At 44.1% G+C, this 8,869-nt stretch carries 9 protein-coding genes; 2 read left to right on the top strand and 7 right to left on the bottom strand.

Annotated features, from left to right (window positions below; translation table 11 throughout):
- Positions 1-183, bottom strand: a 183-nt coding sequence (locus B9T16_RS06950; protein ID WP_410244395.1) for a pentapeptide repeat-containing protein, incomplete at its 3' end; no start/stop codon positions are given.
- A 199-nt stretch (positions 184-382) separates the two neighbouring features.
- Between B9T16_RS06950 and B9T16_RS06945 the strand changes: the two genes are divergently transcribed.
- Positions 383-586, top strand: coding sequence for a hypothetical protein (locus B9T16_RS06945; protein WP_006620279.1), 204 nt, complete (start codon positions 383-385; stop codon positions 584-586).
- 107 nt (positions 587-693) lie between these two features.
- Here B9T16_RS06945 and B9T16_RS06940 read toward each other — a convergent pair whose 3' ends face one another.
- The 4 genes from B9T16_RS06940 to B9T16_RS06925 all read right to left on the bottom strand — a co-directional run bounded on the left by B9T16_RS06940 (position 694) and on the right by B9T16_RS06925 (position 6,579).
- A complete protein-coding gene (locus tag B9T16_RS06940) occupies positions 694-1,542 on the bottom strand; it encodes an amino acid ABC transporter substrate-binding protein (protein ID WP_410244394.1) in 849 nt (282 codons plus the stop codon).
- 101 nt (positions 1,543-1,643) lie between these two features.
- Positions 1,644-3,209 carry a helicase C-terminal domain-containing protein gene (locus tag B9T16_RS06935; RefSeq protein ID WP_014276897.1) on the bottom strand — a complete coding sequence of 522 codons (1,566 nt, stop codon included), beginning with the start codon at positions 3,207-3,209 and terminating at the stop codon, positions 1,644-1,646.
- A 182-nt stretch (positions 3,210-3,391) separates the two neighbouring features.
- On the bottom strand, positions 3,392-4,945 hold the full coding sequence (locus B9T16_RS06930) for a pentapeptide repeat-containing protein (RefSeq protein WP_410244393.1): 1,554 nt from the start codon (positions 4,943-4,945) through the stop codon (positions 3,392-3,394).
- 77 nt (positions 4,946-5,022) lie between these two features.
- Positions 5,023-6,579, bottom strand: a complete 1,557-nt coding sequence (locus tag B9T16_RS06925; RefSeq protein WP_410222827.1) for a pentapeptide repeat-containing protein — start codon at positions 6,577-6,579, stop codon at positions 5,023-5,025.
- A gap of 237 nt (positions 6,580-6,816) precedes the next feature.
- Between B9T16_RS06925 and B9T16_RS06920 the strand changes: the two genes are divergently transcribed.
- Complete coding sequence (locus B9T16_RS06920; RefSeq protein ID WP_410244392.1) at positions 6,817-7,704, top strand: prephenate/arogenate dehydrogenase; 888 nt, start codon at positions 6,817-6,819, stop codon at positions 7,702-7,704.
- A gap of 43 nt (positions 7,705-7,747) precedes the next feature.
- Here the strand turns inward: B9T16_RS06920 and B9T16_RS06915 are convergent, their stop codons facing one another.
- Both B9T16_RS06915 and B9T16_RS06910 read right to left on the bottom strand, forming a co-directional pair.
- Positions 7,748-8,188: a T3SS (YopN, CesT) and YbjN peptide-binding chaperone 1 gene (locus tag B9T16_RS06915; RefSeq protein WP_006620273.1), complete on the bottom strand. Its 441-nt coding sequence runs from the start codon at positions 8,186-8,188 to the stop codon at positions 7,748-7,750.
- Between the two features lie 11 nt (positions 8,189-8,199).
- Positions 8,200-8,673: a CYTH domain-containing protein gene (locus B9T16_RS06910; RefSeq protein ID WP_410244391.1), complete on the bottom strand. Its 474-nt coding sequence runs from the start codon at positions 8,671-8,673 to the stop codon at positions 8,200-8,202.
- Positions 8,674-8,869 lie beyond the last annotated feature (196 nt).

Raw genomic sequence — 8,869 nt, 5'->3', positions numbered from 1 at the left:
CGCCCCGGTCAGGTTCGCCCCGCTGAGATCTGCTAACACCAAACCCGCATTAGTCAGGTTGCAGTTTTCACATTCTTTAGTAGACAGGAGTTGTCGGATATCCTGTAAATTACTGGCTCGCACCGGAGTAATTGGTAGGATAGCAAGCGACAGGGTAATCATCGTCAGAATTGGGAATTTCATGGCAGATCTCCGGTAGCGCGAGTAAGCGTTCATGAACCTTTATTCTATACCATTTTCGCTAGGACTTGGGTGGTATATCGGGTCATTGTGATATCAATCAGGTTTGATCTTGATCATAATCACAATTGCTGACGCGCTCTATCACTTTCATAATGCCCAAAAGGTAAGATAATAGCAACATAGCGTTATCTGAGTTCCCATGCTGGCGCAATTCTCACCCTCATCTAACAATCTCGATGCTCTAATTGAGCGCATCTTTGTTTCTCGCAAGATCACCCGCGAGGATCAAAAGCAACTTATGTACTTGCTTCTATCCAAGGAATGTCTGAGTGATGAAGAACACGACTGCATTAACGAAGTATTCGATCGCCTACGTCGGGGGTTACTCCACGTTGTTGAGTAAATTATAACTCATGCAGGCAGAATATACGATTGATTTCACCTCCCCAAAACACGAGAAACACCCTCAATATTTCCCGGTTTGTTGATCGGCATATTCTCGGTCAATACTTATTCAAATTTACGATAAGGGAACCTACCTTGGTTGGTATCAAACCATTGATTCCAAAGGGTAGTGTTTTCTGGGCTGGCAATAGTTGAATTAACTACTCGGCTCCACTCCCGGCTGTTCATTGGTAGGATACATCCGTAATTCTCGAAGGTCAGGGGTTGGCTGGGAACCAGTTGAAAGTTCTGGCGGGTTCTCCCATCTTTCCACAATTGTCCAAGCAACAGAATACCATCACTAACAATGCCTTGTAATTCCCCCTCCTGCAGTAGGCGGATACCTTCAGCGCGGCTAGGGACGGCTTCCCATTGGGCTTCTGGGTAAACTGGGCGCAACTCGCTATCAGTGGTGGTAGATTCTAAAAATCCAATGGTAACTCGTTCCAAGCTAACGGTTGAAATGTCTGTTTCGGATAGTTGGGTGGGGTCAAGGCGATCGCGATTTTCAGTTTTGACTAACATCTGAATCCCCGTCACAAAAAAGGGAGTAGAAAAATCTACCCCATTTTCCCGTTCAGCGGTGATGCTAGTAGCTTCGCACACTAGGTCTAGGTTTCCCTGTTGCACCTGGTCAAAGCGATCTTGAAGTGTAACAGTAGTCATCTCCAACCGGATAGGCTGGTTTAGCTTCTCTTGGAGGCGACCATGAATCAACCTAATCAAATCGACAGAATATCCCTCGATATCGCCATTATCGTTTAAATAGCTAAAGGGAACCGCATCAGTCCGTACACCCGCACGCAGGACTCCGGTTCGTCCAATTTGTTCTAAAACCGTTTCCGCCCCAGCTACACCAGTAAAGCCAACACTCAGGATTAAGCTAAGTAGGGAAATTGCTAATTTTTGATTCATTGTCGCAATTTTTTTAAAAAAAAKTKSGTTGAAAACTTTGCCCTAAAGGGCTAACGGAATTTAGCCCATAATAGCACTGTTGGCAAGGACAATCAAGCCAGTTAAATATTTAACCAGGTGGTGTCGAGATAATCGATTTGAACGTGGGGACTGAGGGCTGTTAGTACCTGTTTTCCATAGGTGCGACGAGTGACCCGACTATCTAATAGGGCTACGATACCTTGTTTGTGGCGAACGGGAGCGACAGCCCCCTGTAACTCTGTTAATGCGGCGGGGAGTAAATATAGCCGAAACCAGTCCTGGCGTTGCTGTTTGTAGTAGGCGACCCTCCCAGCTACTAGGGGATTTTCTAGGGAGGGTAACGGTAAAGTGGCGATCGCTAATAAATGGGGAGAAATGAACTGATGCTGATGGTTTCGCCAAAATTGCCAACCGGTCACTAAAACCCCTGTTTCGCTGATAGCTGTGGTTTCCACCTGAACTAGGGACCCAAACTCTGAAGCTAACACCGCCGCCACTTTTCCTTTGAGGGGAATATCCTCAACTAATAAAACTTTCAAACCACTAATATTGATACTCATACATAGCAAGGTCCGCAATTGCTCAATTAATGCCTTCTCAAACTGGGGTGTATTTGGCATCGGTATCCCAGAAGGTAGATAAAGTTGGATTAATTGGCTTTGGCGATCGGGTGTAAATTTAACACARGTTAAATCCCCTAATCCCATGATCTGACGATAAATGGGAGCGTTTTTATCCAAGTCTAAAGCGCCGCCAATCAATACTACGGGTTGTTGTTCCCAAATGGGACTCAAAGCTGAAGCCACTTCTAGGGGACTGCAATATAATTTGAATGAACCCTGGGCGCGGTCAACTTCTACCCACTTTAGTTGATTGTCAGATAACCATTGATGGTAAAACTCATGCCACCGAGAGTCTAAGCGTTGACTAGAGGTTTCGGCTGAGGTAGTAGTTGATTCTGTTGGTTGTGTAAGAGTCAAAAACAGATTTTGGAGAATATCCTGTTCTTCCTCATCGAGGAGATGACAACCATAAAGATTAGCTGGGTGGGCGAAAATTGAGCGAATTAGACGCACTTGGGTTAACTCGAGGGTGTCTCGCCATTCTGGTCGCTTCTGGGTTAATAGGGTCCAATCTGACCATTCTAGGGCGGCGGTGAGGCGATCGCGACTCCACTGTTCTAAATTATCGGCATCATCAATAATGGTGGGAATATGTGGGGGAAAGTGCTGGTTATCGCCTAATCTATCTGCTAACCATATTTGAGGGGTGGTCAGTAGCAAACCCTGAAAATCTCTACTTGGCCAGCGATCGCCCTTTTGAATCGGCATCAGGGGTAATTTCTGATCATCTGCATCTGTAATACCCTGAATTTTGGGAATTTCCACCGTCAAAAGTTGCTCAATTACCGCTTCGGAGGCAACGATCACACTAGCTTTTCCCCAAACTAAAACCGGAATTAGATAACTAAACCGATAGGGATGCTCCCGGATTTGTGGCCTCACCCCAGTTTGAATTAATGCACTACGTCCCAAACGCAACGCGCGCGCCACTAATCTTGTCATTGTCAAATAGTGGGGCCAGTCCATGTTACCAACGGACTGCACCAAACGACGAACCAGATTATGTGCTTCTACTTCAATCACAGGGTTATCAAGCCAAATATTTAGTAATGTCCCAGAGGTTAAGATGGTTCTCAACTTCAGCCCATTGACTTCTAGTTTAGCTTGTGGCGAGCAGAACACCGAACCAGTGACTGGATCGAACCTGGCCCAATTAATGATTACAATTAATGATTAATGGTTAACCTGGAGATTTGATGATACTTTTAGGGTAGATCATTAAAACTGTTAATAAAAGCCATCACCTGGTCAAAATTCGGGGCATAACCCACCTCGGCACTACTATGGGGAGAGGGATTTAGTTTGCTGATTTGGGAATTTTCATGAACCATAATCATTTTCTGGCTGCAATTAGTTAATTGGGTGCGGGTGGGTTTACTAAAAAATAGCGGATTGAATTCTGAGCGAATGGTGCGGGCTATTTTTTTCATCTCATTAATTTTGGTAATCACTTGACCCATAGCGCTTAATAATTGCGATCGCCGCTCTTTTTCAAGGGTAGAATCTTGAATCTGACGCAGTAAATTAACGATATTTTTCTGGGTTTGGGAAGCATCATCAAAGGGCAAAATAGCCAGACAGCTAATGGCAAATAATTCTTGTTCTTGGTTAGCAATAAATGTGAGTTTTGTAGTGCGATCGTCTATTTCTATGCTGGGGGGACTTTCCATAATTGGAAACTCTTGAGCAATTTTGTAGTAAATAGTAGCTAAGGCTATATTCCCATCTTGATCTAAGGGAGAATTAACCATAATCTCAACTCTGGGTCGAGTTTGATTAAAAAACTTTCGGAGAGTTTCCCGATCCAAATGATAAACCTGACTATGATCACCATTAGCACTCAAATCTACCCATTCACAGGTAATCTCATCAGCTTTTAGATTAAACCTAGAAACTTGATAAAGTTTAGCGCCAGTTAATGTCGCTCCTGACAAGTCTGCGCCACTCCAATTCGCTCTAATTAAGTTAGCTTGGCTCAAGTCAGCGTGAACTAAACTAGCCTTTACTAACACCGCGCTGCTTAAATTAGCACCGGATAAATTAGCACCACTCAGGTTAGCCTCTGTCAAATTAGCACCACTCAGGTCTGCACCTTGTAGGTCAGTCCAGCGCAGATTTGCACCACTAAAATCAGCATTACTCAAGTTCGCATAGGTCAGATTTGCTTGTCTTAATTCCGCATTAGTAAAATCAGCTTTAGGTAAATTCGCTTTAAGTAAATCCGCTCCTCGTAGGTCGGTTTTCGTAAATTTAGTTAAAGCTCCAGAAACACCTCGCAGGTTCGCACCACTTAAATTAGCGCCATTAAAGTTAGTCTGCTGAAGTTTAGTTTCCCGCAGATCCGCCCCATTTAAGTTAGCTTGGGTGAAATTAGCTTTAGTGAGTTTCGCTCTAATTAATTCGCCTCGAATTAATAGGGAGTTAATTAACTGTGCTTCCGTTAAATCTGCTCTCACCAAATTAGCTACATTAATGGTGGCTTGATTTAAAATAGCTTTGGTGAGATTAGCATTACTTAATCGAGCTACATTCAGATTAGCACGAGTCAAATTAACTTCCCTTAAATCCGAGGCGCTTAAATTAGCTACACTCAAGGATGCACCACTTAAATTAGCTCCGGCTAGGTTAATTCGACTCAAATTAATTTCGTTTAAATTTATGTCCTCAAAATCTCGTTCTCCATCTCGATATTTTTTGACAATTTCATAAACTTTAAGAACGTCACTCTCAGAATTTTGATGGTTGTTAGTATCTGTCATTCTGTGGAAAATTCACTGTTGATGTACAAATAATTAAGAGAGCAATTAACGAGGGAGATAGAGTATTTGTGATGACTTTATTTGGCATCAAAGCTGGCTACAAAACTGGTGAAAATATCTGGGGTTGCCATCGCCATTTCCCGATATTTTTCGGGTGTGATTTTGGATAAATCCATCAACCCAGGAATATGACTAAACTTCCTCCCAAATTCGGGATGGCTATGAATAGCTAAATATTCCCCGACTAAGTTACTTAAAATGGTTTGAGTAGGATGGTTAAAAAATGGATGATTCCCGTCAATTTCTTCCTGTAACTTTTCCGATAACAAATGGTCTTCTAAACGGCTGATTTTTTTAATTATATCGATGCCAAACTGAATCACTTGGTTAGATAATCTGACTCCCATTTGAGAACTATTTTCCAAGGTGAGCATCCGCAATGATTCCAGAATACACTCTCTGGTTTTGGCGACATCTGCAAAGGGTAGAATCACTACATAAGCTGTCATAAATAGCTGTTCCTCATCTATTCTAAACGATAAGAGGGTTCGGCGCGAACCTATATCAATGCTAGGGGGAGATTTTATAAAGGGATAGTGTTGGATAATTTGCCGATATATGGAAGCTAAAATGCAGTGGGTATCTGGGTCTAGGGGGGCATTAATACGGATTTGAACTGTGGGAGATTCAACGTTAAAAAATTGATGAGCTTGTTGGGAACTAAAACGCTGTATTTTGCTACCATCACCGTTAGGACTCAGATCAATCCAATCGCAGGTGATCTCATCTGCAATTAAACTAAATCTGGAAACTCCATAAAGTTTAGTTCCTGTCAATGCGGAACTTCGCAGGTTAGCATCTGTCCAGTCACAGTCTATCAAATTAGCTTGGGTTAAATCAGCATGAATGGCGCTACAATTGAGTAAACTTGCGCCACTAAGATTAGCACCGCGTAAACTTGCGCCACTTAATTGGGTGGCTTCTAAGTTGGCGCCACTCAGGTTAGCACCACTTAAATTCGCCCAGCGGAGATTTGCGCCACTCAGGTTAGCACCACGAAGATCTGCGCCATTTAGTTCAGCTTGTCGCAGTTCAGCGTTACGGAGATTAACCCCCCTGAGATCGGCTCGTGTAAGATCAGCACGGGTTAGGTTGGATCTTTCTAGGTTACTGAGAATTAAACAGGCTTCTGATAGGTTAGCGCCGGATAAATTGGTTTGTTGGAGGTCGGCGTGTCTGAGGGTGGCTTCTCTTAAATCTGCTTCGGTTAAATTCGCCCCATTGACTACGGCTTCGCTGAGTTCGGCTCGCATTAGTTCGGCCCGAATTAAGGACGCATCGACGAGGTTGGCTTGACTGAGATCAGCTCTGATCAGGTTGGCGACGTTGAGAACTGCTTCATTGAGGTTGGCTCCCTGGAGAATAGCGCCGCTAAGTTTGGAAACGTTCAGTTTGGCTCGAGTTAGGTTAACGCCTGTTAGGTTGGCTCCGCTAAAGTTGGTAACGCTCAAAACGGCTTCGGTAAAATTAGCCTGACTAAGATTGACCCGGCTCAGATTGGCTTCACATAGCAGAATGGCACTAAAATCACGGTTCCCGGATTGGTATTCTAGCAGCAGTTCTTCGGCATCCATGCCTTTTTGGCTCCCGTTTAATATCGGCAAATTAAACTGTTATTCTATCAAAATTTGGGGGGGATCTGTCAATTCGTTGAGTTGATGTCACAAATCTCTATGGGGTTTTGGGTTGACAATTTTCCCAAAATTTGCTTGATTGGGAATTAATTAAAGTTATTTGGTTGTGCATTTGGGCTGCCAGTTTCACAGGTAAACTCAGGGCAGCGATCGCCGATTAAAGATGAATGGTAAGTGATGAACATTGGTATTGTCGGATTGGGTTTAATTGGCGGTTCCCTAGGCTTGGATTTGCGTTCTTTGTGGGAGGGGAAGGGATTAACTGAACCTCTGGAAGAATCAGTGCTACAGGGGGGGCGGGTGTTGGGGGTTTCTCGCCGCCAGTCTACCTGCAGCCGGGCGATCGCTATGGGGGCGGTTGATGAAGCCTCTTGTAGTTTGTCGTTGATGGCTAGGGCGGATATTGTGTTTATTTGTACCCCCATTGGGGCGATCGCTTCTACGGTTCAACAACTATTGGAACACCTGAATCCTCACGCCATTTTAACAGATGTCGGTTCGGTAAAAACTCCTATTGTTGATATGATATCTCCCCTCTGGCGGAACTTTGTGGGAGGACATCCCATGGCGGGAACAGCTTATAGTGGTATTGATGCGGCACAGTTCAAGTTATTTGTAGGGCGACCCTATGTGATTACTCCCACGGAAACAACCCCCCCAGAAGCGACGGAGGTAGTGGTGGCGATCGCTAATTTACTGGGGGCGAGGGTTTATCAATGTTCCCCGATGGACCATGATCGGGCGGTAGCTTGGATCTCTCATCTCCCGGTCATGGTTAGTGCTAGTCTCATTGCTGCGACGGCTACTGAGGACAATCAGGAGATCCTGGCTCTGGCTTATCAACTAGCAAGTTCTGGGTTTCGAGACACCAGCCGCGTGGGTGGTGGGAACCCTGAGTTAGGGGTGATGATGGCTAAGTATAATCGGGAAGCTGTGTTAAAGTCTTTGTCTAATTATCGCGAAAGTTTAGATAAAATTACACTCGCCATTCAACAGGAAGACTGGGAGACTTTAGAACAGTATTTAACGGCAACTCAACAAGGGCGATCGCGGTTTAATTGTTAAGATTCGGGATAATGCCCTAGTTTTATGGTTGGTAGCCAAACGATTATGGTACAATGTCTAAAGCCCTTTTTCCGCCCCACTTCTGGATGATTTGATCATCAAAATCATCGGCTGTTTCTAAGACAGATAAAACTGAGGACTCTAATTCTCCTGGGTCACAGGTTGAACCGACTATGGTATGGCTAAGGTAAATATGATCATGGTCATCGATCGCAAAACCACCAAAGCGCATTTGAGAATTTTTCAATAATAAAAATTGCATCAATTCCGGGGTAATTTCTGCCCCTTGAACTACGAGCGATCGCGTTTCAATGACAGCATCTTCGTGCCAGGGGTAAATTCGCACTTCTACCCAGGCGGAACCCAGAAATAAACCAAAGCCAGGATCGTCTAATTTTTCCCAAGGATACTGAGTGAACATCTCCTCCATCCAGATAGCGACCTGTTCATAACATTCTCGTTGAACTTGGGTCTGAAATTCCATGATTGTTGTCCTCACTTGATAGGCCACTGAGTATAGGGAAACTTGGTTAAATTAGCGTTATAATAGCGGTAATCGTGACTAACTTCTTCCCCGATCCATTCTGGTAACTCGAAAGCCTGATCGGGGCTGTTTAATTCCACTTCCGCTAAAATTAACCCCTGATTATCCCCGAAAAATTCGTCAACTTCCCAGATCAGATCACCGATGGGAATTTTATAGCGTTTCTTTTCAATGAGAGGGCCAACGCATAAACTAGATAACATCTGTTCGGCATCCTCAATGGGAATCAGATATTCAAACTCGGCGCGCTGATAGCCCACAGAAGCGCCCTTAATGGTCAAATAGCCCTGATTTCCGGCGATGCGGACTCGGACGGTTTTTTCTGGGGTGGTGGTGATATAGCCCTGACGGTAAACCATTCCCACAGAAAGCGATCGCCACTGGTCGCCGCGCACTAAAAATTTACGTTCGATCTCAACTGCCATATTTTAGTCAATTTGCCCAATTTACCAAGCTGTGCGCCTATTGTATCCCTGATCCGGGTGAAAGGGTGAACAGTTAAGCCCTCCCCTGACTAAATCGGTGGTATAAAAAAAATTCTGCATTCTCAGATACCTAAACTTGTAAATTTTTGTTAAGTATGGTAAAGTTGCTTTAACAGAAATTGAAGTAGAGGTACAC

The organism is Arthrospira sp. PCC 8006 (assembly GCF_046480465.1).
GTDB classification, from domain to species: Bacteria; Cyanobacteriota; Cyanobacteriia; order Cyanobacteriales; family Microcoleaceae; genus Limnospira; species Limnospira platensis.
The sequence above is the reverse complement of the archived record's forward strand: the minus strand, read 5'-3'. Positions and strand labels throughout refer to the sequence as shown.